This window comes from Pseudomonas sp. GW531-T4 (genome assembly GCF_017349615.1).
In the GTDB taxonomy this organism is placed as follows: Bacteria; Pseudomonadota; Gammaproteobacteria; order Pseudomonadales; family Pseudomonadaceae; genus Aquipseudomonas; species Aquipseudomonas chlororaphis_I.
On sequence record NZ_JACMZT010000035.1, the window covers coordinates 36,301 to 60,166 of the forward strand.

Genomic DNA, 23,866 nt, shown 5'->3' on the forward strand with positions numbered 1-23,866 from the left:
CATTCACCCCCTGACCACCAACCACTCGATATCGAATAAAAGCCAACAAGAGGCTCGTTGTGTGATTGACAGAACATCAGCCAAAGGCATCTCTCTTTTCAGCTTATTGCTACTGCCGCTATTCCTGGGAACGGTTCCTGTGCTTGAGGCACACGAATCTCTCGAGTTCCTTATTCCGGACGCGCCGCCCCTGACCATGGCCAATCAGGGCGATCGTCACGGCATAGTCGGCGACATTGTCTTGCAGGCGCTGAAAAACAGTGGCTATGCCAGTGAACCCAGAACCCTGCCGTGGGCGCGGGCGCAGAAATACGCCATCGAAAAGGACAACGTCCTGATCGCGCCGCTCAGCCGCACACCCGAGCGGGAACATCGCTACACCTGGATCGCCCCGATCATGCAGATGGACCGGGCATTTTTCAGCCTCGAACATAAAGTGGCGAACTTCGAAGAAGCCCGGCGACGTTTCAAGGCCATCGCCGTGGGGCTGGGCAGCGCCCAGGAAGAAATCCTGCGTAGCAAAGGCTTCGCCCCGGAACAGATCTATGCCATCAAGATCGGCGAGAACCCCGCGCAATTGCTGTTGAAGGGCAGGGTGGACGCCTGGTTCAACGGGGTCCAGGAAAGCCGCTATATCTGGAGGCGCGTCTCCAGCCGGCCGCTGTTGATGAGCCCGCCCATGGTCGGCCATGAGCTTTACCTCGCCTGTTCCAAAGTGTGCGACGCCGAGGTCGTGACCCATGTCGCGAAAGCCATAGAAACGATGCGTCGTGACGGTTATATCGAGAAAGTCAAAGGCCGTTATCTAAATAACGATCCGATGGAAAAGTCGACAAAGTCAGGCAGCTTGTAATTGAGTGGCCCACCAATTCTGGCAATAACGAAGTTTGCCTGGCAGCCAGGGTAGATTCATTCGGACAGCACATCCTCATTGACTCGAATGATCTCATTGAGGTTTTTCAGGGTGTTGTTGAAGTGGTCCTTGGCATGGTTGAGCTTCTTGAATTGCTGCGCCAGTTCCCTGGTCTTTTGCTGCAGTGCTTCTTCACGTTTATCCAGTTCGCACTGACGCTCTTCTTGTTGCGCGCGTAGTGCGCTGTCGGCTTGCCGATCCTGATCAAGTTGCCGTTGCCATTGTTGTAACTGTTCTTCCTTCTGTTCGAACAGGCGCTCTTTCTCCTGCAGTTGAGACTCCCTGGAGTTCAAGGTCTGTTGTTGTGTCTGGCTGTGCTGTTTCTGCTGCTTGAGGCGGTCGGCGATGCTGGAGAATTCCATCAGGCTGGCCTCGACATCCTGCAGGAACTGCTCGGGGTCGGTGCCCGGGAAAGGCCAATCGTCATCCTGGAGGCCGCCCGGGTTCTGCTGCTCGGCCGGCATCGGCAGGGGGCCGGCATCGGAGTAGCGGATTTCGGCCGCAGGCGTCTCTGGCCGGGGGGGGGCCATTTCGCAGCCATCGGCCGTCTCGGTGGATTCGTGGTGTTTCTGTTCAGCGCTGTCGTCCAGCTGTTCGTCGAGCTGCGCCAGGGCGGCGTCGAGTTGCTGGTCGTCGATGACGGTGGGTGAATGTTCGACCGCCGGGCCAAATTGAGCCGAAGCCTGGAAGCTCAGCAGCCTGGCGACCCATTCCTTCTTGGTGCTCAAGAGTCGATGGTGCGCCGCGGCGGCGGCAGGCAACTGTTGTTTGTTCAGGTCCAGCAGATGGTAGGGCACATCGCTTTCACGGCGTTCGCCAGTGGCGGCTTCGCGCAGGATCTGGCCGAACACGCGCATCGCCAGTTGTCCGTCTTCTTCCGAGTCCAGCGCGCCCAGGCAGTAATTGCCCCTTTCGTTGAATAACAAGGCGATATAGACGCGCAGATTATCCTCATCAATGCTTTCGTTCAGGCTATAGGCGAGAAAGTTTCGACCTGCTTCTGGAACAGAAAAACTGCAGAGCAAAGCCGCTGTCAGCATTTGCTGCTCTTTGTTTTCGATGAAGATAGTGCGTAAGAGCATATGTCACCCAGTAAACTCAAGTAAAAATATGAGCGGTAGGATACTAGGAAATAATGTCGGTTGGCGTTAAGAGCAATACTTCGAATGCGTAAGATAAATCTTATATTTCTATTGAATGGTCTTATTCATATGGCCTTATCCCCTCATTAAAAATATCAACGTGTATTGTATTGCGCCCATTCCGGCACAACACAGCTATTGATCCTGTTGCAACTACTCAATCTCAACCCCCGCTGAATATGAATGGCCTTTAGCTGTTCACCTCAGACTTCTCTTGCTGAACCTGGAAGCCATGATTGAAATATCCAAACTAACCAAGTCTTTTTCCGGACAGGTCGCGGTCGACGACCTGTCCTGTCATATCGGCCCGGGAGAAGTTCTGGGGATTCTTGGGCCAAACGGTGCAGGTAAATCCACCACGATGAAAATGCTCACCGGCTTTCTGGCGCCGACCTCCGGCACCGCGAGCATCATGGGCTTCGACATCCGCACCCAGACCCGTCACGCCCAGCAGCAGATGGGTTACCTGCCGGAAGGCGCGCCCAGCTACAGCGACATGGCGGTCCAGGGGTTTCTCGAGTTCATTGCCAGTGTTCGCGGCTATCGCGGCGCGCAGAAGCGCGAACGGGTGGACCGGGTGATCGACCTGCTGGAACTGGGCGACGTCCGCCGCCAGACCATCGAGACCCTGTCCAAGGGCTTCACCCGCCGGGTCGGCCTGGGCCAGGCGATCCTCCACGATCCGCGGGTGCTGATTCTCGACGAACCCACCGACGGGCTCGACCCGAACCAGAAGCAACTGGTTCGCCAACTGATCCAGGACCTGGGCCAGGACAAGATCGTGATCATCTCGACCCACATTCTCGAGGAAGTATCGGCCGTCTGTAACCGCGCCCTGATCATCAGCAATGGCCGCTTGCTGGCCGACAGCACGCCGTACGAGCTGGAACGCAGTTCGCGCTATCGCCAGGCGGTGACCTTGCAGGCCGACGAGCCGCTGGACCTGCTGGCCCTGGTGGTATTGCCGGGCGTGGCGGGCGTCGAGGAGAACGCGGCCGAGGGCAGCCTGACGCTGCTGGCGCGGCCTGGCGAAGTGATTTTCCCGCAGGTCAACGCGCTGGTGACGGCGCGTGGCTGGAAGATGAAGCGCCTGGAACTGGAGCAGGGCCGTCTCGATGAGGTGTTCCAGACCCTGACCCGGGGAGAATCGGCATGAGACAGTTACCAGTGATTTTCAAGCGCGAGCTGGGCAGTTATTTCGCCACGCCGCTGGCCTTCGTGTTCATCGAGATCTTCCTGGTGCTCTCGGGCGTCTTCACCTTCTACCTGGGCAGTTTCTACGAGCGCAACCAGGCGGACCTGGCGCCGTTCTTCGACGTCCATCCCTGGCTTTATCTGTTCCTGCTGCCGGCCCTGGCCATGCGCCTGTGGTCGGAGGAGCGCAAGTCCGGCAGCATCGAATTGCTGATGACCCTGCCGGTGAGCTGTTTCGAAGCGGTGGTCGGCAAGTTCCTCGCCGCCTGGGTCGTCGCTGGTCTCACCCTGCTGCTGACCCTGCCCATGGTGCTGACCGTGAATTACCTGGGCAACCCGGACAACGGCGTGATCCTGACCGGCTATCTGGGCAGTTGGTTGCTCGCCGGCACCTACCTGGCGATCGGCTCCTGCATGTCGGCCATGGCCAAGAGCCAGGTGATCGCCCTGATCCTCGCCTTCACGGTGTGTTTCCTGTTCGTTGCCTGCGGTTTCTCCCTGGTGCTGGATGCCATCAATCCGTGGGCGCCGCAATGGCTGTTGGACTTGCTGGCCTCGCTGAGCCTGCTGACGCATTTCGGCGCGATCAGCAAAGGGCTGATCGACCTGCGCGATCCGCTGTATTTCCTCAGCGTGATCGTCGCCTGGCTGATGGCCACGGTGGTGACGGTCAACCTGAAGAAAGCCGAGTGAGGACGATTCGATGAAACGCATGCTGTATTCCACTTCCGGCCTGTTGCTGATTGCCTTGCTGTTCCTGGCCTTCAATCTGGCGACCGGGTTGCTGCTCACCGGTGTCCGGCTCGACCTGACCCAGAACAAGCTCTACTCCATCAGCGCCGGCACCCGGCAGATTCTCGCGGAGCTGAAACAACCGCTCGACCTGTATTTCTACTTTTCCGACAGCGGCTCGAAGGAGCTGGTGCCGATGCGTGGCTATGCCCAGCGCGTCCAGGAACTGCTCAAGGTTTATGAGCGCGAGGCCGACGGCAAGATCCGCCTGCATGTCATCGACCCGCTGCCGTTTTCCGCGGACGAGGACAAGGCCAGCGAGTTCGGCCTGCAGGCCGTGCCGCTGGGGCAGGGCGGGGCGCCGGTGTATTTCGGCTTGGCCGGCACCGATGAGCAGAACAACGCCCAGACGATCGAGTTCTTTGCGCCGGACCAGGAGGAGTTTCTCGAGTACGACATCAGCCGCTTGCTGCAGGCCCTGGCCAACCCCAAGCGCCCGACCCTGGGCCTGCTGAGCAGCCTGCCGGCCAACGGTGGCTTCGATATCCGCACGCAGAGCAAGACCGAGCCGTGGATGCTGATCCAGGAGCTGCGCCGGGAGTTCGATCTGCAACAGCTCAAGCCCGATACCCAGGACATCCCGAAAGACCTCGACATCCTGATGCTGCTGCACCCGAAAAAACTCTCGCAGCCGACCCTGTACGCCATCGACCAGTTCGTGCTGCGCGGCGGCAAGCTGCTGGCCTTCGTAGATCCCTACAGCGAACAGGACTCCGGCGAGGAGTACTTCGGCATCCAGAGCAAGGACAAGTCGTCCAATCTCGAGCCATTGTTCAAGGCCTGGGGCATTCATATGCAGCCGGGCAAGGTCCTGGGGGACAACCTCTATGCCTTGATGGAGACTTCCGAGGAGGACGGGCGTCCGCTGCCGCGGCCGTTCACCCTGGGTGTGCCGCAAGCCGCGTTGAGCCAGCAGGACCCGAGTACCGCCGGGCTGAAGTTCATCGCCCTGAGCACCGTCGGCATCCTCGAACCGCTGGCCGGCGCCAGTACGCGCTTTACCCCGCTGATGTACAGCTCCGACTCGGCCAAGGCCTTCGAGGCGGACCGTTTCGACAAGCCCGCCGACCGCAAACAAATGTTGCGTGACCAGGAGCAGCCCAGCCAGCGCTACATCGTCGCTGCCCGAGTGCAGGGGCCGGTAAAGACCGCCTTTGCCGAGGGCATCGAGGGGCGCAAGGACGGCCTCAAGGAAGCGCAGCAGGTCAACCTGGTGGTGGTGGCCGATACCGACCTGTTGAGCGACCGGATGTGGCTGGAGATGCAGGACATCAACGGGCGCCCGGCAACGCGGCCATGGGCCGATAACGCCTCCTTCGTGCTCAACACCCTGGACAACCTCGCGGGTTCGGATGCCCTGAACAACCTGCGCTCGCGCGGCCCCTACAGCCGTCCGTTCGTGGTGGTGGAGCAATTGCGCCGCCAGGCTGAAGACAGCTTCCGCGCCAAACGCTTCGCCCTCGAGGAAAGTCTCGAGGAAACCGAAGGCAAGCTGCAGCAGCTGCAGGGCTCGTCGGAAAAGGGCGAGAGCCTCAGCACCGAACAGCAGGCGACGGTGCGCCAGTTCCTGCAGGAGAAAACCCGCATTCGCAAGGAACTGCGCGAGGTGCAATACCAGCTGAACGCCGATATCGATGAGCTGGGCAGGACCTTGAAGATGCTCAACATCGCTGCGGTTCCGCTGCTGTTGAGCCTTGGCATGCTGCTGGTCTGGGCCGTACGTTACCTGCGTCGGACCAGGACCCTGTCGCGCAAGCCTGCACCGGCCGGCAAGGTAGCCGGCACGCGGCGGGCGTAAGTGACCAGGGCCCGACCTGCCATTCGTACGGCAGGTCGGGCCAGCCAAGGGCGCCAGGGCGAAGCGCTGCTACGCTGGGAGCAACTCCCTGACCTGCGATCCCGCCATGACTGACCCGCTCCCGCCCAAGCCTGCTTGCAGCACCCAACAATTGCTCAGCGCCCTCAACCTGGAACCGCACACGGAAGGCGGCTACTACCGCCGGACCTTCCAGACGGACCAGCGGCCGATGCTCGCCAGCGCGGGCGGGCAGCGTTACTTGATGAGCTCCATCTATTACCTGCTGACCGGGGATTCGCCCATCGGTCACTTTCATCTGAACCAGTCCGACATCCTGCATTACTTCCATCTCGGGGATGCTCTCGAATACTGCCTGGTGTTCCCGGACGGCCGCCTGCAAACCCGGGTGATGGGCAGCGATGTCCTGGCCGGCCAATGCTTGCAGCTGCACGTTCCCGGCGGCGTATGGAAGGCCTCGCGGCTGCTGCCCGGCGCGGCGGGTTATGGGCTGATCAGTGAGGCGGTATGTCCCGGGTTCGACTACGCGGACATGCAGCTGGGCTGCAAGCATCGGCTCAGCGAACGCTTCCCGCAGCACGCCAGACTGTTCGAGCAACTCTGCCAGGCCTGAAGAGGCCGCCACGGGGATTGCTCATTGCGATCAGTCAAGTGTCACTTGCGATCATTGTTGCGCGCGGCGCCCGGCGCTTATGGTGGCTCGGTCATCGAAGCGAACCACAGCTCCCCAGTCCGACCCTTACCAGTGACAGGAGAACACCATGTCCGATCTGAAACTGCATCCCCAGGCTGCCGCCTCCCTGCAACGCTGGCACGCCATGCTTGCCCAGGGCGACCTGGGCGCCTTGCCTGAACTGCTGGATTCGAAAGTGGTATTCCGCTCGCCCATGGCCCATACGCCTTATCCGGGCGCGCCGGTGGTTTCGACCATCCTCAACACCGTGTTCAAGGTGTTCAGCGACTTCGCCTATCACCGCCAACTGGTCACCGCCGATGGCCTGAGCGTGGTGCTGGAGTTCAGCGCGCGGGTCGGCGAAAGGCAGATCAAGGGCATCGACCTGATCCGCTTCGACGAAGCCGGCAAGATTGTCGAATTCGAGGTGATGGTCCGTCCCATGAGCGGCCTGCAGGCCCTCGGAGAAGAAATGGCGCGCCGCCTGGCGCCCTATCTGGCGGCGAGCAAGGCGTCTGGCTGAGCAGCGAGCGAGAGCAGGGCGGCCATAGGCCAACGATCCGGGCGCCGTGACAGGCGCCCGTTTTTCGTGGGTTTCACAGGCCGTAGCTTTTCGGTTCCAGGCACCAGCAGCCGTTTGCCCTTGGTGTGGCGCTGGGCAGGTGATGTCGGTGGAGCCTTTAGCGCACCAGGATTTGCTGCTCTGCCGGGTCTTTCTGCAACAGGTGCTGCAACTGTTGGCGCGCCTGTTCCTGCCCGCCGTAACGGGCTTCGACATAGGCCTCGAGCAAGCGGGTGAAGTCGCTGGCGATCCCCGGCCCCTTGAGGGTCGTGACCCGTTCGCCATCCATGTACACCGGTGCCGAAGGATGCTCGCCGGCCCCTGGCAGGGAAATCCCGATATCCGCCAGCCGGCTTTCGCCCGGGCCGTTGACCACGCAGCCCATCACGGCCACGTGCATTTGCTCGACCCCGGCGAAACGGGTTTTCCAGACCGGCATCCGCGCTGCGAGGAACTGCTCGATCTGTTGCGCCAGTTCCTGGAAGAAGCTGCTGGTGGTGCGGCCGCAGCCGGGGCAGGCGACCACGGTCGGGGTGAAGGCCCGCAGCCCCATGACCTGGAGGATCTGCTGGGCCACCAGTACTTCGCGGGTACGCTCGCCGTTGGGCTCCGGGGTCAGGGAGATCCGCAGCGTATCGCCGATGCCTTCCTGCAGCAGCACCGCCAGGGCCGCCGTCGAAGCCACGATACCCTTGGAGCCCATGCCAGCCTCGGTCAGCCCCAGGTGCAGCGGAAAGTCGCAACGGGCGGCGAGATTGCGATAGACGGCAATCAGGTCCTGGACATGGCTGACCTTCGCCGACAGCACGATACGCTCCGCCGGCAAACCCACCTCGATGGCTCGCTGGGCGTTGTCCAGGGCCGAGACCACCAGGGCCTCGCGCATTACCGCATCAGCTTGCAGCGGCTCGGGCAACGCCGCATTGGCGTCCATCATGCGCGCCAGCAGGTCCGGGTCGAGGCTGCCCCAGTTGACGCCAATGCGCACCGGTTTGTCGTAACGACAGGCGACCTCGATCATGCTGCAGAACTGCTCGTCGCGCCGCGCGCCCTTGCCGACGTTACCGGGGTTGATCCGGTACTTGCCCAGGGCCTGGGCACACTCGGGGTAGGCCGCCAGCAAACGGTGGCCGTTGAAGTGAAAGTCGCCCACCAGGGGCACCTGGATATCGCGGCGGTCCAGCAATTCGCGAATACGCGCGACCTGGGCCGCCGCCTCATGCCCATTGACCGTGATGCGCACCAGTTCGGCGCCGGCCAGCGCCAGGGCTTCGACCTGCCGGGCCGTTGCCTGGGCATCGGCGGTGTCGGTGTTGGTCATGGCCTGGACTACGATGGGGCTGGCGCTGCCCAAGGTGACCGGGCCGACGGCAACCTGTCGGGTCTGGCGCCGGGCGAGGGGCGTGTTCATCGGTTCGACTCCTGTGGAGGGCGTCTCACTGGCGGGCGATCAGCCCGGCCGGCAGACGAAACTGGACCTGCTCTTCAGGCCCCGGCAGGCTCGTGATATCCAGTGGTGCGATGCGTGCCAGGGCCGCCAGCACATCGTCGATCATGGACTCCGGCGTCGAGGCCCCAGCGGTAATACCGACGGTCGGTCGCTGATCGAACCACTCGCGACGCAACGCACGGCCATCGGCAATCAGGTAGCTGGGAATGCCGCTTTCGCCGGCGATGTCGCGCAGGGTCACGGAGTTGGCGCTCTTCTGGCTGCCGACCACCAGCACCAGGTCGACACAGGCACTCAAGGCCCGCACGGCGACCTGGCGGTTCTGTACCGCGTAACAGATATCCCGGGTGTCGGGGCCGACAATCTGCGGGTAGCGCCGACGGAGCGCTGCCACGACCTGACGGGTGTCGTCGACGCTCAAGGTGGTCTGGGTGATGTAGGCCAGTGGTGTATCGGCCGCAAACTCGAGCGCCTCGACCTGGGCCACTGTCAGCAAGACCGTCACCTGTGCCGGAATCTGCCCCAGGGTGCCGAGCACTTCCGGGTGCCCGGGCTCGCCGATAAGAATCAACCGATAGCCGCGGGCCGCGTACTGACGGCCCTGGTTGTGCACCTTGCTCACCAGCGGACAAGTGGCGTCCAGCACCCGCAAATGGCGTTGGCGGGCCTGGTCTTCGACGACCCTGGCCACGCCATGGGCGCTGAAAATGACCAGCGCATTCGCCGGTACTTCATCCAGTTCCTCGACGAACAGCGCACCCTTGCGCCGCAGGCTATCGACCACATGCTGGTTGTGCACGATCTCGTGGCGCACATACACCGGGGCACCCTGCAGCTCGAGTGCCTGCTCGACAGTCTCTACCGCCCGCACCACGCCTGCGCAGAAACCGCGGGGCTGGGCAAGGATGATTTTCATGGCGATCCCTCAGTCGGTTGTTGCCGCACAGTGTTGGTCTGGCGTGAAGACTTGCCGGGCGTTCATTCCACCCCATAGCCCTGGAAGCATTGAATGAGGTCACTCGGTCAATTTCGCAGAAATTTTTTGCGCAGTCTGTTCCGCTCCGCGGATATCTAACTGTGGTTCGACTTCATGGGGATAAAACCGGGACGCCCAACGTCGGTACGCCATCAATGCGCCCTCGCCAGCGATCAGTTTCGGATCCACCACATAGCGTCGGTTGTTCCAGATAGGAAAGTCGTCACTGACCACTCGCACGAACCAGAGGTGTGCAAGCTTGATCAGAAGGGCATACGCAGGCTTGCGCAGAATGGCCGGGAACCTGTCCAAGTATGCAACGCGAACGATATCGGACCAGCGGAATGTCCACTCCAAAGGGCGCGTCTGAGTGGCAAACCCTCGGGTCTTTACTTGCACCCCGAAGCGCGGCATTTGGCTTTTTACAAGTACGTATCCAAGGCCATGACTTGTAACGTGCATGTGTAACGGCACCCCGCGCCAGCGAGCACTTAGATTGAGCTCCATCTTGGAGCTGTCTGTCTGGTGGGACATGGCGACGTCCGTGAACCCATGGACCCAGGCAAAGTGCAGCATATCCGCGCTATTTTCGATCATGTCCTGGGCATACCCGGCCAGGTCGTAGCGGCTATAGGCGGGAAGGGAGAACCCGGTGGTGTCGAGCTCCGGTATTTCCCAGTCAGGCGGGTATCCGCCGCTACTGTTCCATACCAGTACTACGCCATTGGATTCACGTGTCTGCTTGTGGGGCAATTTTGCACAAGGCGGCTTTTGCCCGATTCCGGTGCGTATGCAATGGCCTTCGGGGTTGAATGCCAAGCCATGAAACGGGCAGACCAGATTCTCGCCTTCGACTTTGCCACCATGCCCAAGATGCGCTCCGAGATGTGGGCAATATGGATCGACGGTGCGCACCTGCCCCGATCGAGTGCGGTACACCACAAGCTCCTGGCCCATGAACGGCAACGCAAGAACGGCTCCCTGCTTGAGTTCATGGCTGAAACATATCGCGAACCAACCATTGGCATAGGGCAATGGCTGACGTGTGTCGACGCTGGATTGGCGCTGATTCATGTGCACTCCCAGGCTTTTCAGGCCGCATATCAACGGCTGCCAATCTGCAGAGGGCATGCATCTTCAGTCCTTGACTTGCCGATGCTCCAAGTTCTGCTCAGCCGTTGTTTGATCGATGTGTTCAGCCCCGCTGTTGCTTGTAGACATAGGGCACTTGACGGGCGTTGAACTCACGCCCAGCTTGTCTGGCCGCTGCAACATGATCATTGGGATGGAACTTTTTGACAGGTGCAGGACGAGCAGGGTCGTAGTCCCACCACCATTGAATCGACGGTATGGGAACCGGATCGAGGCTGTGATCATGTGACTGGTCGGTACTGTGGCCACCTTCGTAACAAGGCGTGGGGTCTCCGGGGCCCAGAATGCGATAGCGCTCATCCATTCGATGCCACTCGAGGACGCCTGTCTGATAATGAATCAGCGCTTCAATATATTGTTCGACCTCGGCAGAGGCGTCCTGAAGCAGTTGTTCGCGCAAGCGGACAAACAAACCGATAATCCGGTCGTGCATCACGTTGAACCATGCCAGTGCTTGCCGCTCGGTGTAGTTGAACTCCCTCCTTACGGCATCGATGAGGTTGTGTCCACGCTCGTCGAGGCTGGCGCGCATACTCTCTTTCGCGTAGGAAAAAAACTCGTTTTCCCATACCACGAGAGTGGCTGCCATTTCCGTCATCGCCACTATCCGGCGGTCAAGAAACTCTTCCTGGCTAATATCGATATCGGCAACAACATGGGTAAGGCTCGGAAAAACCATCCCGCCGCCGCCCGTCAGACGCATGAACGTAGACTCATTCAAGCCGGGCGAAAGGGACGCCGCCTTGATCATTTCGATCATGAAATAGCCTTTTTGGGCTTCAACCACACGATTCACCTGAATGGGAGTGGCGTGTTGCTCGAGGCGGATGCGCAGTTCTTGCATGGACAAGGCATAACGGTCATCCGGGGCGACGGGGAACTCCGGGCATTCCAATGCCCGGTTCATTCTTGCGAATGCGACGATCATGTCCTCCGGCTTCTTTGTAACCGGGCTTTCATCGCACCACTCATCGTCCCAGGCAAAGGCCCACGCCATCCAGTCGGATGCGATCTGAATCAATTCGTCAGTGCCTTTGGGGTAGGCCAGTGATGCCAATACTCCCCAGCCAGGCCGAATCATTCTCTGTCTCTGTTTATCATCCCAATAGAGCTCCCAGTGTTGCAGCCAGTCCGCCGTGCATTGGTCGAACTGGTCGGCCTTTGGGTGTTGAGTGTGTGAAAAAGGGCAATAGATACTAGGTAACGTAATAATTGCCATGACACTCTCCTTAATTATGAATAGTCCTAGGCTGAATAGAGGGAAAGTGCTCCATCCATAACGCAGACTGGGCATCGGTGTGCTCGGAATCAGGATGAATGGCACTGGTGATGGGACGGTGGACTGTTTCATTTCCCTCTCCTTGGAACAAACCGACAAACCGAGTACATCATCAGGTTTTATATCGGGTCGTTAGGGTACTGCTGGGTTTTCGTCCGGTTATGCACGATCTTGTGACGCACATACATCGCTACGCCATACAGCCTAAACACTCGCCGGACGATACTTAAGGGTAGCCCCATCTGATGCTTGTTTATTGAGTGGGTCGTATTCCCACCACCATCTCACCCCGTCTATATCAATGGGCTTTGTGTTGCTGAAGACCTCCGGTGGTTGTGGCGCTGTTAACTGTCCTCCTACAAAAATATGGTCATCTATGTTGCCGCTCAATGACTTGTATCGCCTGGTATTTTGCGACCAGACAGTCGCGCCAACATAGTAGCGAATAACAGATTCAATATAGGCTTTAACCCCTTCGGAGGCATAACTGTCTACCTCAGCCTTCAAACGTAGAAAAAGACTTAGCAAGCGCAAACGCATTTCCAGATAATCTTCAACAGCCGAGTCGAAACTGCACTGGTTTTCGCGCATCATCACCCGGATCAAATTGTGCTCTTTATAGTTTGCCCCTCGCTCCATCTCCTTGCTGAAGGCATGGGGTTCCGTTTCCCAGGCCATTAAGCTGGAGAGCATTTCGAATAGCGCTCGCACACGCCGATCTTCATATTCCCGCTGGGTAATATCGATATCGGCAATAGCATGTCCCAATGCCGGAAATGCCCAGGCCCCACCGCCGGTAGCCCGCATAAAAACACAATCGCTGACAGTAGGCGTGGCATTGGTCGCTTTCCACATCTCCGCCATCAAATAGATACGCATGGCTTCGACAAACCTGCCGGTCTGCTCCGGCTTGGCATACTTATCAAGGCGAATACGCAAGTCCCGGGCAGCCAATGCATAACGATCGTTGGTCAGTTGGTATTCCGGAGATTCGAACTGCCGCCAGATTTCCACCGATGCCTGTATGAGTTTATTCGGGTCTCGGGCAATCGGCCCCTCGTCGCAATATTCATCATCGTAGGCAAAAGCCCACATGCAAAAATCAACACCAACCTGCAATAACTCCTCCGTCCCAGTCGGATACATCATGGCACCCAACCAACTACAGTGAATGTTTGCCAGGCGCTGACGCTGAATCTCGTCCTGATACAATTCAAAACGATCCGCATAGTCCCTGGTGACCCGCTCGAACGGACTATGATCGTAAATATCCAGATCAAGAAACGGACTCGGATTTCCAGGGCAATAACTCGGGTGCACGGCAAACGAGAAGGGTTGAGGTAGCGGGGGAAGTTTGATAGTCATTTCATGATTTTCCTGTTGGGTAGAACTGTGCGGACCAGCGGCGATAGATGGCAATGTTGCCTTCACCACTCATAAAGTGCGGGCGCTCCATATATTTCCGGTTGTTCCAGATTTCGAAGTCCTCCTGTACCGTTTTCACAAACCAGCGATGAGCATAGGGCAGCAAAATGGTGTAGCTGATGTAGCGCAGAAAACGAGGAAGTTTTTCTATTTTTGCAATATGGAGATCGTCGCTCATTCTCAGCGTCCATTTCCGCGGTGCGGTTTGTGTTCCTGTCACTTGCGTTCGAGCAATCAACCCCAAGCGCGGGAATGACGCTTCACCGAAGGCAAACCCCAGGCCATAGCAGACGATTTTCATACTGACCTGCTGACCAAGAAACTTGGCTTGCATAATGTAGGTCATCTTTATGCCGTCCTCTTGATGTTGAGTGTCAACGTCTTGAAGTCCGTGCAAGTAAGAAAAGTGGAGAACATCGGAACTGTTTTCTGTCATGTCCTGACAGAGCCCTTGCAGGTTGAATGTCTTGTACCTTCTCTGAGAAAAACCTTCTGGATGCAATATCGGCAACTGCCAATAGGGAGGGAGAGAGCCTTCATGGCACCAGATAAATATCCCGCCATTGATTTCGGTCGAGTAACGCTGCGTCAACGCGGCGGTCGGCGGCTTTTGGCCACTGGGGATCCCCACACAAATGCCATCTGGGTTAAATGCCATCCCATGAAAAGGGCAAACCAGCTCCTCCCCGACAATATTCCCGCCATGCCCCAGATGGGCACCAAGATGGGGGCAATAAGGGTCAATGGCTCGGGCAATACCGGACATGGTTCGATATATAACCAGCTCCTGCCCCATAAACGGGACTGTCAGTACCTGTCCGGGTTTCAGGTCATGGCTGAAGCAGGCGCAGAACCAACCATTGGGGTAGGGCAACACCGTTTCTTCCAGGCCGGTTTCGCTGCGCTTGCGCCCAGGCAAGAAGGTGATGGGGACGATGCTGTCTTGCTCTACCATCGAGAACACTTCCATGATTAATCTCCGGTCGCTGCCCTATTTTTTGCAGACAATCACGCTATAGGTCGAGACCTTGTTCTTGAGCAGCGCCACCGACCAGTTCTCCGCCAGCACCCGCAGTTCCTCCAGCGCGCCCGTGACCCCATGGGGAAATAGCTCTTTGTTTTCGATGTTGGCCTTGGCGTCCATCAACCAGCGGGCGACATCGATATTGGCCGGCAGGACCCGCATGTCATGGAGGGTGAAACCGCTCTGTTCGAGCACATCGCGAAAGTACCCCGGCGCCTTGCGGTGCTTGCAGGCCAGCCGGTCGACCTCGTCCGGGGTATCGGAGGTATAGGCTTGCGGCGGAGTGTTGTAGAGGTTGTCCGAGATGATCACGCTGCCGCCCTGGCGAACCCGGCCGGCAAGGGCGCGCATGGCGGTTTCGTACAGTTCGTCGGGGAAGTGCGAGATCACTCCGCGAATGATCACCAGGTCATAAGGCTCATCCGCGTCGGGCAACAACTCGATGTCCTTGGCATTGCACAGGTAGAGATCGATCCGCTCCGACAGCCCTTGCTCGGCGTGAAACTTCGCGCAGTACTCCAGCTGGCGCCGGCTGACATTCACCCCGTCCAGGCGCTGGCATTCCGGGAAACGTTCGGCCAGGTACTTGAGGATGTAGCCCCAGCCACAGCCGATATCGAGAATGCGCCTGATCGGCGGCCGATCGGGCTCTTCCAGGCCGGCCAGTTTCAGTTGTCGCTCGAAATAACGAATTCCCGATTCGTCGAGGCTGATTGGCGGCGTCGAGCGAGGATCGTCATAGACTCCGAACTGGAACAGGATGTAGTTGCCAATGGCCTTGCGCCAATCTTCGGGGCTGTCTCCGTAGGTATAAACGACCTTTTCCTGATAGGTATCGACACTGGAACCCTGGATGACGCGATACGGCAGACGGGTTTCATCGGCGATGGCTGGCTCTCTGGCTTGAATGCTCATGGCTGTCTCCTTGTGAAGATTCACTTCAGGCTCTGGCACGCAGCGAAAGCCTGTCCGTTGCGTGGTCACTGACCGGGTCTTGCAGACTGTGCTCGATGAGGAAAGCGTGGATCGATGCGCTGATGCCCTCGGCATCGAGGCCGCAGAGCCCGAGCAGTCTTTCCGGCGCGCCGTGCTCGATGAATTGATCGCCCAGGCCCAGTTGCAGCACGGGGCGCGAGAGCCCGGTGGTGGCCAGATACTCCAGGCAAGCCGAACCGGCACCGCCCATCACGCAACCTTCTTCCAGGGTGACCAACAGGTCGTGGTTGCACGCGAGCCGCTCGATCAGGGCGCCGTCGAGAGGCTTGATAAAGCGCATGTTGGCGACGCTGGCATCGAGGGTTTCGGCCGCACCCAGCGCGGGTAGCAGCATCGAACCGAAGGCCAGGATGGCGATGCGACAGCCCGACGACTGGCTGGAAATCCGCCGCATTTCGCCCTTGCCCAGTGCCAGCGGCGTCAGCTCGGAGCGGGCCGCGATCCCGCTGCCGACACCCCGTGGGTAGCGCACCGCGCAAGGACCGTCCTGGAGCAGGGCGGTATTCAGCATCTGCCGGCATTCGTTTTCGTCCGCCGGGGCCATCACCACCAGGTTCGGCACGCAGCGCAGGAAGGCGATATCGAAGGCGCCCATATGGGTGGCTCCATCGGCGCCGACGATGCCGGCGCGGTCGATGGCGAGCACCACGGGCAGGTTCTGGATCGCGATGTCATGAATCAACTGGTCATAGGCCCGCTGCAGGAACGTCGAGTAGATCGCCACCACCGGTTTCAGCCCCTCGCTTGCCAGGCCGGCGGCGAAGGTCAGCGCGTGCTGTTCGGCAATCCCGACATCGAAGTAGCGCGCGGGGAATCGTTGCTCGAATTCCACCAGCCCCGAGCCTTCGCGCATCGCCGGGGTCACCGCGACGACCCGCGCATCCCGTTCTGCCTCATCGCAAAGCCAGCGGCCGAACACCTGGGTGTAGGTCGGCTGGCTGGCTGCGCCGGGCAGGATGCCTTGCACCGGGTTGAACCTGCCCGGGCCGTGATAGAGCACCGGGTCGGCGGCGGCCGGCGAGTAGCCGTGGCCCTTTTGCGTGACGATGTGCAGCAACTGGGGCCCGCGCAGGTCCTTGAGCGCTTGCAGCGCCGGTATCAGTTCGTCCAGGTTGTGACCGTCGATGGGGCCGCTGTAGTTGAAGCCCAAAGCTTCGAACAGCGTGGCCGAGGTCATCAGGCCCTTGACCTGGGCTTCGGCGCGATGGGCCAGCTCGCGCAGGACCGGTGCTTCCTGCAGCAAGTGCTTGATGCGTTCCTTGACCGCCACCGCACAGCGCTGGGCGGTGAGCTTGCCGAAATAGTGCCGCAGGGCGCCGACGGGGGGCGAAATCGACATGTCGTTGTCGTTGAGGATCACCAGCAGCGGCAGGTCCTGGTACAGGCCGGCGTTGTTCATCGCTTCGAATGCCATGCCACCGCTCAAGGCGCCATCGCCGATCACCGCAATGCTGTGCCGTGGCTCGCGACTGTGGCGTGCCGCCAGCGCCATGCCCAGCGCGGCGGAAATCGAGGTGCTGGAATGGGCCGTGCCAAAGGCGTCGTATTCCGACTCCTGGCGCCTGGGGAAGCCGGAAATCCCGCCCAACTGACGAATGCCGGCCATGGCCTCGCGGCGTCCGGTAAGGATCTTGTGGGCATAGGACTGATGGCCGACATCCCAGACGATCCGGTCCCGTGGCGTGTCGAACACATAGTGCAGGGCGATACTCAACTCGACGGTGCCCAGGTTCGCGGCCAGGTGCCCACCCGTGCTCGAGACGCTATGCAGGATGAACGCCCGCAACTCATCCGCCAGGGGAGCGAGGGCCGCACTATGCAGGGCGCGCAGGTCGGCCGGGGTGTTTACCGTGTTCAGTAGCTCGAACATGCTGGGATTCCTTCCGTTGAGCCATGCCCACGTATTCCCGTGAGCGGGGAGAGCGAGTCAGTGCAAGCGGTTGATCACCAGGTCGGCCAGCTCGTGCAGCTGCTCCGCACGTTCAGCCAGCGGCTCGAGTGCCTGGTGCGCGCGCTCGTCCAGTTGCCTGACGAGTCGTCGCGAAGGCTCCAGGCCAAGGAGCGAAACGTAGTTGGGCTTGTGGTCCTGGGCATCCTTGCCGGCGGTCTTGCCCAGGGTCGCGGTGTCGGCCGTGGCATCGAGGATATCGTCGACCACCTGGTACGCCAGGCCGATCGCGGCCGCGTAGCGATCCAGGGGCTCGAGGTCGAACGGCGCGCCCTCGGCACACAGGGCGCCCATGCGCAGCGCGGCCCGGATCAAGGCGCCGGTCTTCATCCGGTGCATCTGCTCGAGCCGGGTGAGGTCCAGCGCCTGACCGACACTGCCGATGTCGATCATCTGACCGCCGGCCATGCCCAGTGAACCGACCGCCATGGCCAGCTCACCCATCAGCAAAGCCTGACGCTCGGCCGCCACCGGCACACGGCGCAAGGTGATGAATGCCTGGGACTGCAAGGCATCGCCCACCAGAATCGCCGTGGCCTGATCGAACTGCACATGCACGGTGGCACGGCCATGGCGCAGCTCATCGTCGTCCATCGCGGGCAAGTCGTCATGGACCAGCGAGTAGACGTGCATCATTTCCAGCGCGGCCCCCACCATGTCCAGCGCCGCCGGGTTGGCTCCGGCGGCCAGGCCGGCAGCCTGGCACAACAGTGGGCGCATACGTTTACCACCCCCCAGCACGGCGTAACGCATGGCCTGGTGCAGGGCCGATGGCAACGTTTCGGAGGAGGGCAGTTGCTGCTCGAGCATGCGTTCGGTGCGCTCGACGATGGCGTGCCGCCACGCATCGAACAGGGCGCTTCGCGCCTGCTCTTGCCAGGCGCGCAAACCGATGATTCCGTGGCGTTCGAAGATCCGGCGAAACCAGATGCTGAAGGTCTGTGGCGCCTGGCTGAGGCGCTGGGATACTTGCGCCAGGCTCAGCCATTGCCAGGCGAGCGCTTCCTCGGGATTGGCGACCGGATCCTGCTGGCAGATGCCGGCGAACACATGGTCGTATTCATGCTCGATCAGCTGGTTGGAAACCTGCTCATGGTAGAGCAGTTGGGAGACGAGCCGCAGCTCGCATTCAAGCCCCATTTCCTCGAACAGCCGGCGCCTGGCCGCGGCCTCGGTGGTCTCGCCGCGACGTGGATGGCCGCAGCAGGTATTGGTCCACAAACCCTGAGAGTGATACTTGCCCAGCGCCCGTTGCTGTAACAGCAAACGGCCCTGTCGATCGAAGATGAAAATCGAGAAAGCCCGGTGCAAGAGCCCTTGCTGATGGATATGCAGCTTTTCCGCAAACCCGGTCTGACAGTCGTCTTTATTGACCAGAATAAGTGTTTCTTCCATGAAACCTCCGATACAACTCCATAATTGTGCTGGCAATTTTTATTGCGTAAAGCGCATGACAACTATATCGGGACAAGACTTTGTCGAGATGAGACTTTTTATGCGATGTAACGTGAGTGCTCACATTAGGCAGTTTCCAAAGCGCTGCAAGAGTGCGCCCTATAATTTTTAATTTCAGGCTGCGATGGTTTTATTTCGAATGCTCGAGTCTGCTAGATGCCTGCATTAATTCAATTTTTTGCTCGATAGAACAATTGGCAGCGCTTTGTAATTCGCTTATTTCGATTTATTCAGCGGCTGCACTGGCTAATGGATTTTGCCTTGCTAGCCTTGGCAAACCGGAAATCCGGGTGCCCGGCGCCGTTGCCAGCGAGGCAACATTCGAGTGCGGTTTTTTTACTGCCATTTTTAAAGTGATCGTTTCATTGTTCTAAGTAAGTTGCTGTTTGTTCTGTAAGAACATGGATTAACTTTCTACTTCAGGACGATAAATCATGTCGCAGCGGCTGTTTGTTCTCGGTTCCACCGGGTCTATTGGCGACAATGTGCTGGATGTCGTCGCGCGCAATCCGCAGACGGCCGTTATTCATGGCCTGACGGCACATCGCAACATAGGAAAACTCTATCGGCAGTGTTTGAAGTTTCGTCCGGCACTGGCGATTGTCAGTGAGCCGCACCACGCCATCGAACTTCAAGCCAACTTGCAGGCAGCCGGGTTGAATACCGAAGTTCAATGCGGGGCACAGGCTCTGTGTGCGGCAGCCTGTGCCGCCGACTGCGACACGGTGGTGGCCGCTATCGTCGGCGCAGCCGGATTGCCGCCCACCTTGAGTGCCGCGCGGGCCGGGAAAAAGATACTCCTGGCCAACAAGGAAGCCCTGGTCATGTCCGGTACGCTGTTCATGGAAGCCGCGGCGAATTCGGGGGCGACCATCCTGCCGCTGGACAGCGAACACAATGCCATTTTCCAGTGTCTGCACGGCGCACAACGGGCTTCCGGAGACGTGCAGCGACTGATCCTTACCGCGTCTGGAGGGCCGTTCAGGAATCGCCCGTTACAGACACTGGACCAGGTCACCCCGGACGAAGCCTGCGCCCATCCGAACTGGCGCATGGGGCGCAAGATTTCCGTCGACTCGGCGACCATGATGAACAAGGGCCTGGAGCTTATCGAGGCGCGCTGGCTGTTCGATATTCCTGCTGAACGCATCGAGACGTTGATACACCCGCAAAGCATCGTTCACTCGATGGTGGTCTATCGCGACCAGTCGGTGCTGGCGCAACTGGGCAGTCCGGACATGCGCATACCGATTGCCCATGCGCTGGCCTACCCCCAGCGCATCGATTCTGGCGCCGAACCGCTCGACCTGGTGAAAGTCGCCACGCTGACCTTCGAAGCACCCGACCTGGCGCGGTTTCCGTGTCTGGCCCTGGCCCTTGAAGTCATCCGTGAAGGCGGGGCGATGAGCACCGTGCTCAATGCCGCGAATGAGGTGGCTGTGGAGGCCTTTCTCACCCACCGTATCCGCTTCACCGATATCGCCCGGGTCGTTGATGAGGTCCTGCAAAAAATACCCGGTGCAGCAGTGACCAGCTTCGACGAGGTCATGGACATCGACCAACACTCCAGGCGTATCGGGAACGCGGTCGTGCAGCGTGTTTGCCGGATGCCGCACTCAAGTCCCAGCCTCTATGCCGCGTCCAGCGCGGCGGCGGTGAGTTTCCTGCAAGGAGGCCGTTAGAACCTCGGGTGACTCGCCTGCAGCCGGTGTTACCGCCAGCACCTGTTCTGCGCACCATGAGCCCCGTCCTGGGGCGTTTTCACTCGCTGTCGTGATCAGCAATTCTCTTCGCCAGCCTTCCTGATTAACCAAAAACCAACCGAATCAAGCACCTGCACAACGCGGCGGGTCCTTGGCACGCAATGTGCTGTTTTGGCCATATGGATAATTGGATACAAAAATACAAAAGGTGCCGCCGATGAAATTCGCCCCAGCCTATACCGAGCGCCAGCCCGTGACCGCGGAGGAGGAGGCCTACAACTTTCTGTTGGAAGCGATCTGCAAAGGGCGCTTCCGCACTGGCGAGCGGTTGATTGCCGAGGACATCGCCAGCGAAATCAACATGAGCCGCATGCCGGTGCGCGAAGCCTTCCGGCGCCTGGATGCCGATGGCCTGGTGACCTTGCGGCCCAATCGCGGGGCCATTGTCCGTGGCTTGAACATCGATGAAATGCGCGAAGTCTTCGAAATGCGCAGCGCCCTCGAAGGCCTGGCGATCCGCGTGGCGGTGGGCAAGATCACCGAGCGCCATTTCAGCCATCTGGAGCGCCTGCTCGATGAGATGGACGACTACCGCGAAGACGGCGCCGAGTGGGTCAGCCGCCATCGCGCCTTCCATGAATACCTGTGCAGCCTGAGCGAACGCCCACGGCTGATGCGGCAGATCTCGGCGCTGTATTCGGTGATCGAGCCGCACATGCGCCTGTGGCTGCAACACGCCGACAAGCCCCGCAGCGCCCGTGACGAACACGCCTCGATCATTGCCGCGCTGCGTTCCGGCGACCCGGACAAGGCGGCGCAGGTGGTGTGCGAGCACATCGAAGGCACCATCCCGCGGCTGATCCAGTTCCTGGAGGCCCATCAGTAAAAAATCGCATTTCTTGTCGAGCGCTAACGCCTGCCGTTAGCGCCATCCCCCCTTGCTACCCGACATGACCGGAGTAATGCCATGCACAAGCCTTGCGCGTCAGCTGCCGTTCTTACCTTGAGTCTATGTTTCCTGAATCTAGGTTGTTCCCAATGGGCGCAAGCCGCCCCCGAGTTGCCGGAGCGCTTGAGCAAGAGTGAGAAGATCGTCTACTGCTCCGGCATGGACTCGCCGCCGCTGGTGTCCTTCGACACGCAACAGAAACCGGTCGGGCTGCAAGTGGACATGGGCGAGGCGATTGCCCAGCGCCTGGGGGGCAAGCAAGTCGAGTGGCGCATCTCGCCTTTTGCCGGGCTGATCCCGGCACTGCTGGCGCAGCAATGCGACATGATCGTCGACCAGTTGTTCGACAAGCCCGAGCGCCGGGAAGTGATCGACATCGTCAATTTCATGTACTCCAGCCAGTCGATCGTGGTGCCCAAGGGCAACCCGAAAGCGGTGAACAGCCTGGAGGACCTGTCCGGGCTCAAGGTGGCGGTGAGCAACGGTTCGACCATCCGCCTCCTGCTCGGCGCCGAGAACGACAAGCTAGTGGCGGCCGGCAAGCCACCGATGAAACTGGTGGTGTACAACGTCGACGCCGATGCCTTCCAGGCGCTGCGCATCAACCAGGTGGACGCTTTCGGCACCACGGTGGAATCCGCCGGGCACTATCAGCAACTGGCCCCGGACCTGTTCCAGTCGGCGGTGCCGGCGTTCAACCGGATCCTCACTGGCTTCGGCGTGCGTAAGCAGGACCCGCAACTGAGCGCGGCGCTGGGCACGATCCTGCAGGACATGCGCGCCGACGGCAGCTACGCCGCGTTGCTGGATAAATGGCATGTCGGCAGCGACAAACTGGACTGAGGGCAGGCTCGATGAACTTCAATTGGGACGTGTTCTGGCAGTACCTGTTGCTGCCCAGCGATGTCTACCTGACGGGGCTCGGGCTGACCTGCCTGATCAGCGTGTCGGCCATGCTCCTGGGCTGTGTGCTGGGGTTGCTGGCGGCGCTGATGAAGCTGTCGCGCAACCCGCTGTTGCAGTACCCGGTGCGCTTTTATGTGTGGCTGATGCGCGGCACGCCGCTGCTGGTGCAGATCGTGTTCCTGTACACGGCGCTGGCGGCCGGGGGGATTTTCCGCTTCGAGGACCTGGACCTGGGCTGGTTCGTGGTGCCGGGCAATATCCAGGCGGCGATCATCGCCCTGGGCCTCAACGAAGGCGCGTACATGGCCGAGATCATCCGCGCCGGCATCGGTGCGGTGGATAAAGGCCAGTACGAGGCCGGGCGCTCCCTGGGCATGACCTTTCCCAAGCTGATGCGGCGCATCGTGCTGCCCCAGGCGTTCCGGGTGATAGTCCCGCCACTGGGCAACGAGTTCAACGTGATGCTGAAGAACACCACCCTGGTCAGCGTCATCGGCGTGCAAGAGCTGTTGCTCAGTACGCAGATGGTCACCTCGGCGACCTTCCGGGTGTTCGAGCTGTACCTGGTGGTTGCTATCTACTTCCTGGCGTTGACCACGCTCTGGGGCTTTTTCCAGCGTTGGCTGGAGAGCCGTTTCGGCCAGTCCGAGCGGCCGGCGCCGGCGGCCAGCCGCCTGTTCGGGCGTAACACCATGAAGCTGCTGAGGGGGCGTTGAGCATGGCGCACATGAGTGAAGAACTGGTCATCGAAGCCCTGGATATTCATAAGTCCTTCGGCGACCTGGAGATCCTCAAGGGCATCTCTCTGCAAGTGCGGCGCGGCGAAGTGGTGGTGCTGATCGGCGCCTCCGGCTCGGGCAAGACCACCTTTATCCGCTGCATCAATCTGCTGGAAGACATCCAGGCCGGGCAGATCCGCGTCGCCGGCCAGCCCATGGGCTACCGCACGCGGGCCAACGGCAGCCTGGTGCGCGACTCGGAACGCAACATCGCCCGCCAGCGCCGGGACATCGGCATGGTGTTCCAGCGTTTCAACCTGTTCCCGCACATGACTGCCCTGGAAAACATCATCGAGGCGCCGGTCCACGTGCTTGGAGTGCCGCGCGCCGCCGCGGAGCAACAGGCGCGGGCACTGCTCAAGCGTGTGGGGCTGGCGGAGAAGGCCGGCCACTATCCTTCAATGTTGTCTGGTGGCCAGCAACAGCGGGTGGCGATCGCCCGGGCGCTGGCGATGAAACCCCAGGCGATGCTGTTCGACGAGCCGACCAGCGCCCTCGACCCGGAGACGGTGGGCGAAGTGCTGCAAGTGATGAGGGAACTGGCGGAGGAGGGCATGACCATGGTGGTGGTCACCCACGAAATGGGCTTTGCCCGCGAAGTGGCCGACCGGGTGGTGGTGCTCGACCAGGGCGAGCTGATCGAGCAGGGCCCGCCCGAGCAGATCTTCAGCCAGCCCCGCCACGCCCGGACCCGGGCCTTTCTCAGCCGGGTGTTGTGAACCCGAATCCTCA

21 protein-coding genes are annotated in these 23,866 nt (G+C 60.3%); 11 read left to right on the forward strand and 10 right to left on the reverse strand.

What is annotated here, in order from left to right:
* Window positions 1-61 precede the first annotated feature (61 nt).
* Complete coding sequence (locus J4D28_RS23260; RefSeq protein ID WP_028683937.1) at window positions 62-853, forward strand: ABC transporter substrate-binding protein; 792 nt, start codon at window positions 62-64, stop codon at window positions 851-853.
* A gap of 56 nt (window positions 854-909) precedes the next feature.
* On the opposite strand, the gene J4D28_RS23265 is transcribed toward J4D28_RS23260, so the two are convergent.
* Window positions 910-1,953: a hypothetical protein gene (locus J4D28_RS23265; RefSeq protein WP_236643540.1), complete on the reverse strand. Its 1,044-nt coding sequence runs from the start codon at window positions 1,951-1,953 to the stop codon at window positions 910-912.
* A gap of 334 nt (window positions 1,954-2,287) precedes the next feature.
* On the opposite strand from J4D28_RS23265, the gene J4D28_RS23270 reads away from it, so the two are divergent.
* The 5 genes from J4D28_RS23270 (at window position 2,288) to J4D28_RS23290 (ending at window position 7,053) form a co-directional block, all read left to right on the forward strand.
* Window positions 2,288-3,211: an ABC transporter ATP-binding protein gene (locus tag J4D28_RS23270; RefSeq protein WP_009048981.1), complete on the forward strand. Its 924-nt coding sequence runs from the start codon at window positions 2,288-2,290 to the stop codon at window positions 3,209-3,211.
* Window positions 3,208-3,942, forward strand: coding sequence for an ABC transporter permease subunit (locus J4D28_RS23275; RefSeq protein ID WP_009048982.1), 735 nt, complete (start codon window positions 3,208-3,210; stop codon window positions 3,940-3,942). The genes J4D28_RS23270 and J4D28_RS23275 overlap by 4 nt, the downstream gene beginning before the upstream one ends.
* Window positions 3,943-3,952: 10 nt before the next feature.
* On the forward strand, window positions 3,953-5,839 hold the full coding sequence (locus tag J4D28_RS23280) for a Gldg family protein (protein ID WP_053269042.1): 1,887 nt from the start codon (window positions 3,953-3,955) through the stop codon (window positions 5,837-5,839).
* A gap of 106 nt (window positions 5,840-5,945) precedes the next feature.
* Window positions 5,946-6,470 (forward strand): cupin domain-containing protein, encoded by a 525-nt coding sequence (locus tag J4D28_RS23285; protein WP_038632339.1) that lies wholly within the window; start codon window positions 5,946-5,948, stop codon window positions 6,468-6,470.
* 148 nt (window positions 6,471-6,618) lie between these two features.
* Window positions 6,619-7,053, forward strand: coding sequence for a nuclear transport factor 2 family protein (locus tag J4D28_RS23290; RefSeq protein ID WP_009043842.1), 435 nt, complete (start codon window positions 6,619-6,621; stop codon window positions 7,051-7,053).
* A gap of 157 nt (window positions 7,054-7,210) precedes the next feature.
* On the opposite strand, the gene ispG is transcribed toward J4D28_RS23290, so the two are convergent.
* The 9 genes from ispG to idi all read right to left on the reverse strand — a co-directional run bounded on the left by ispG (window position 7,211) and on the right by idi (window position 18,737).
* Complete coding sequence (ispG, locus tag J4D28_RS23295; RefSeq protein ID WP_103331238.1) at window positions 7,211-8,503, reverse strand: flavodoxin-dependent (E)-4-hydroxy-3-methylbut-2-enyl-diphosphate synthase; 1,293 nt, start codon at window positions 8,501-8,503, stop codon at window positions 7,211-7,213.
* A gap of 25 nt (window positions 8,504-8,528) precedes the next feature.
* The gene (gene ispH / locus J4D28_RS23300; RefSeq protein WP_028683941.1) at window positions 8,529-9,458 is read right to left on the reverse strand and encodes a 4-hydroxy-3-methylbut-2-enyl diphosphate reductase; all 930 of its coding nucleotides are present in this window, start codon (window positions 9,456-9,458) and stop codon (window positions 8,529-8,531) included.
* Window positions 9,459-9,557: 99 nt separating this feature from the next.
* Window positions 9,558-10,592, reverse strand: a complete 1,035-nt coding sequence (locus J4D28_RS23305) for a Rieske 2Fe-2S domain-containing protein (protein WP_232539777.1) — start codon at window positions 10,590-10,592, stop codon at window positions 9,558-9,560.
* Between the two features lie 121 nt (window positions 10,593-10,713).
* Window positions 10,714-11,889 carry a terpene synthase family protein gene (locus J4D28_RS23310; protein ID WP_103331239.1) on the reverse strand — a complete coding sequence of 392 codons (1,176 nt, stop codon included), beginning with the start codon at window positions 11,887-11,889 and terminating at the stop codon, window positions 10,714-10,716.
* Window positions 11,890-12,153: 264 nt separating this feature from the next.
* The gene (locus J4D28_RS23315; protein WP_103331240.1) at window positions 12,154-13,314 is read right to left on the reverse strand and encodes a terpene synthase family protein; all 1,161 of its coding nucleotides are present in this window, start codon (window positions 13,312-13,314) and stop codon (window positions 12,154-12,156) included.
* A 1-nt stretch (window position 13,315) separates the two neighbouring features.
* On the reverse strand, window positions 13,316-14,344 hold the full coding sequence (locus J4D28_RS23320) for a Rieske 2Fe-2S domain-containing protein (protein ID WP_103331241.1): 1,029 nt from the start codon (window positions 14,342-14,344) through the stop codon (window positions 13,316-13,318).
* 21 nt (window positions 14,345-14,365) lie between these two features.
* Complete coding sequence (locus J4D28_RS23325; RefSeq protein WP_103331242.1) at window positions 14,366-15,313, reverse strand: cyclopropane-fatty-acyl-phospholipid synthase family protein; 948 nt, start codon at window positions 15,311-15,313, stop codon at window positions 14,366-14,368.
* Between the two features lie 25 nt (window positions 15,314-15,338).
* Window positions 15,339-17,264 (reverse strand): 1-deoxy-D-xylulose-5-phosphate synthase, encoded by a 1,926-nt coding sequence (gene dxs, locus J4D28_RS23330; RefSeq protein ID WP_103331243.1) that lies wholly within the window; start codon window positions 17,262-17,264, stop codon window positions 15,339-15,341.
* A gap of 57 nt (window positions 17,265-17,321) precedes the next feature.
* Window positions 17,322-18,737 carry an isopentenyl-diphosphate Delta-isomerase gene (gene idi / locus J4D28_RS23335; protein WP_016702938.1) on the reverse strand — a complete coding sequence of 472 codons (1,416 nt, stop codon included), beginning with the start codon at window positions 18,735-18,737 and terminating at the stop codon, window positions 17,322-17,324.
* Between the two features lie 494 nt (window positions 18,738-19,231).
* Here idi and ispC point away from each other — a divergent pair, with 494 nt between their 5' ends.
* The 5 genes from ispC to J4D28_RS23360 all read left to right on the forward strand — a co-directional run bounded on the left by ispC (window position 19,232) and on the right by J4D28_RS23360 (window position 23,853).
* The gene (gene ispC / locus J4D28_RS23340) at window positions 19,232-20,479 is read left to right on the forward strand and encodes a 1-deoxy-D-xylulose-5-phosphate reductoisomerase (RefSeq protein ID WP_028683947.1); all 1,248 of its coding nucleotides are present in this window, start codon (window positions 19,232-19,234) and stop codon (window positions 20,477-20,479) included.
* Between the two features lie 238 nt (window positions 20,480-20,717).
* Window positions 20,718-21,386: a GntR family transcriptional regulator gene (locus J4D28_RS23345; protein WP_009048994.1), complete on the forward strand. Its 669-nt coding sequence runs from the start codon at window positions 20,718-20,720 to the stop codon at window positions 21,384-21,386.
* An 81-nt stretch (window positions 21,387-21,467) separates the two neighbouring features.
* Window positions 21,468-22,292: an ABC transporter substrate-binding protein gene (locus tag J4D28_RS23350; RefSeq protein ID WP_009048995.1), complete on the forward strand. Its 825-nt coding sequence runs from the start codon at window positions 21,468-21,470 to the stop codon at window positions 22,290-22,292.
* Window positions 22,293-22,303: 11 nt separating this feature from the next.
* Window positions 22,304-23,071 (forward strand): amino acid ABC transporter permease, encoded by a 768-nt coding sequence (locus J4D28_RS23355; protein ID WP_028683948.1) that lies wholly within the window; start codon window positions 22,304-22,306, stop codon window positions 23,069-23,071.
* A gap of 2 nt (window positions 23,072-23,073) precedes the next feature.
* Window positions 23,074-23,853, forward strand: a complete 780-nt coding sequence (locus J4D28_RS23360) for an amino acid ABC transporter ATP-binding protein (protein WP_028683949.1) — start codon at window positions 23,074-23,076, stop codon at window positions 23,851-23,853.
* The last annotated feature ends 13 nt before the right edge of the window (window positions 23,854-23,866 follow it).

Coding starts and splice junctions, on each gene's coding strand:
- J4D28_RS23305 (WP_232539777.1), bottom strand. CDS start 10,592: ATGAATCAGCGCCAATCCAGCGTCGACACACGTCAGCCATTGCCCTAT.
- ispC (WP_028683947.1), top strand. CDS start 19,232: ATGTCGCAGCGGCTGTTTGTTCTCGGTTCCACCGGGTCTATTGGCGAC.
- J4D28_RS23265 (WP_236643540.1), bottom strand. CDS start 1,953: ATGCTGACAGCGGCTTTGCTCTGCAGTTTTTCTGTTCCAGAAGCAGGT.
- J4D28_RS23345 (WP_009048994.1), top strand. CDS start 20,718: ATGAAATTCGCCCCAGCCTATACCGAGCGCCAGCCCGTGACCGCGGAG.
- J4D28_RS23275 (WP_009048982.1), top strand. CDS start 3,208: ATGAGACAGTTACCAGTGATTTTCAAGCGCGAGCTGGGCAGTTATTTC.
- ispH (WP_028683941.1), bottom strand. CDS start 9,458: ATGAAAATCATCCTTGCCCAGCCCCGCGGTTTCTGCGCAGGCGTGGTG.
- dxs (WP_103331243.1), bottom strand. CDS start 17,264: ATGTTCGAGCTACTGAACACGGTAAACACCCCGGCCGACCTGCGCGCC.
- J4D28_RS23310 (WP_103331239.1), bottom strand. CDS start 11,889: ATGGCAATTATTACGTTACCTAGTATCTATTGCCCTTTTTCACACACT.
- J4D28_RS23270 (WP_009048981.1), top strand. CDS start 2,288: ATGATTGAAATATCCAAACTAACCAAGTCTTTTTCCGGACAGGTCGCG.
- ispG (WP_103331238.1), bottom strand. CDS start 8,503: ATGAACACGCCCCTCGCCCGGCGCCAGACCCGACAGGTTGCCGTCGGC.
- J4D28_RS23315 (WP_103331240.1), bottom strand. CDS start 13,314: ATGACTATCAAACTTCCCCCGCTACCTCAACCCTTCTCGTTTGCCGTG.
- J4D28_RS23290 (WP_009043842.1), top strand. CDS start 6,619: ATGTCCGATCTGAAACTGCATCCCCAGGCTGCCGCCTCCCTGCAACGC.
- J4D28_RS23280 (WP_053269042.1), top strand. CDS start 3,953: ATGAAACGCATGCTGTATTCCACTTCCGGCCTGTTGCTGATTGCCTTG.
- J4D28_RS23360 (WP_028683949.1), top strand. CDS start 23,074: ATGGCGCACATGAGTGAAGAACTGGTCATCGAAGCCCTGGATATTCAT.
- idi (WP_016702938.1), bottom strand. CDS start 18,737: ATGGAAGAAACACTTATTCTGGTCAATAAAGACGACTGTCAGACCGGG.
- J4D28_RS23355 (WP_028683948.1), top strand. CDS start 22,304: ATGAACTTCAATTGGGACGTGTTCTGGCAGTACCTGTTGCTGCCCAGC.
- J4D28_RS23320 (WP_103331241.1), bottom strand. CDS start 14,344: ATGGAAGTGTTCTCGATGGTAGAGCAAGACAGCATCGTCCCCATCACC.
- J4D28_RS23285 (WP_038632339.1), top strand. CDS start 5,946: ATGACTGACCCGCTCCCGCCCAAGCCTGCTTGCAGCACCCAACAATTG.
- J4D28_RS23350 (WP_009048995.1), top strand. CDS start 21,468: ATGCACAAGCCTTGCGCGTCAGCTGCCGTTCTTACCTTGAGTCTATGT.
- J4D28_RS23325 (WP_103331242.1), bottom strand. CDS start 15,313: ATGAGCATTCAAGCCAGAGAGCCAGCCATCGCCGATGAAACCCGTCTG.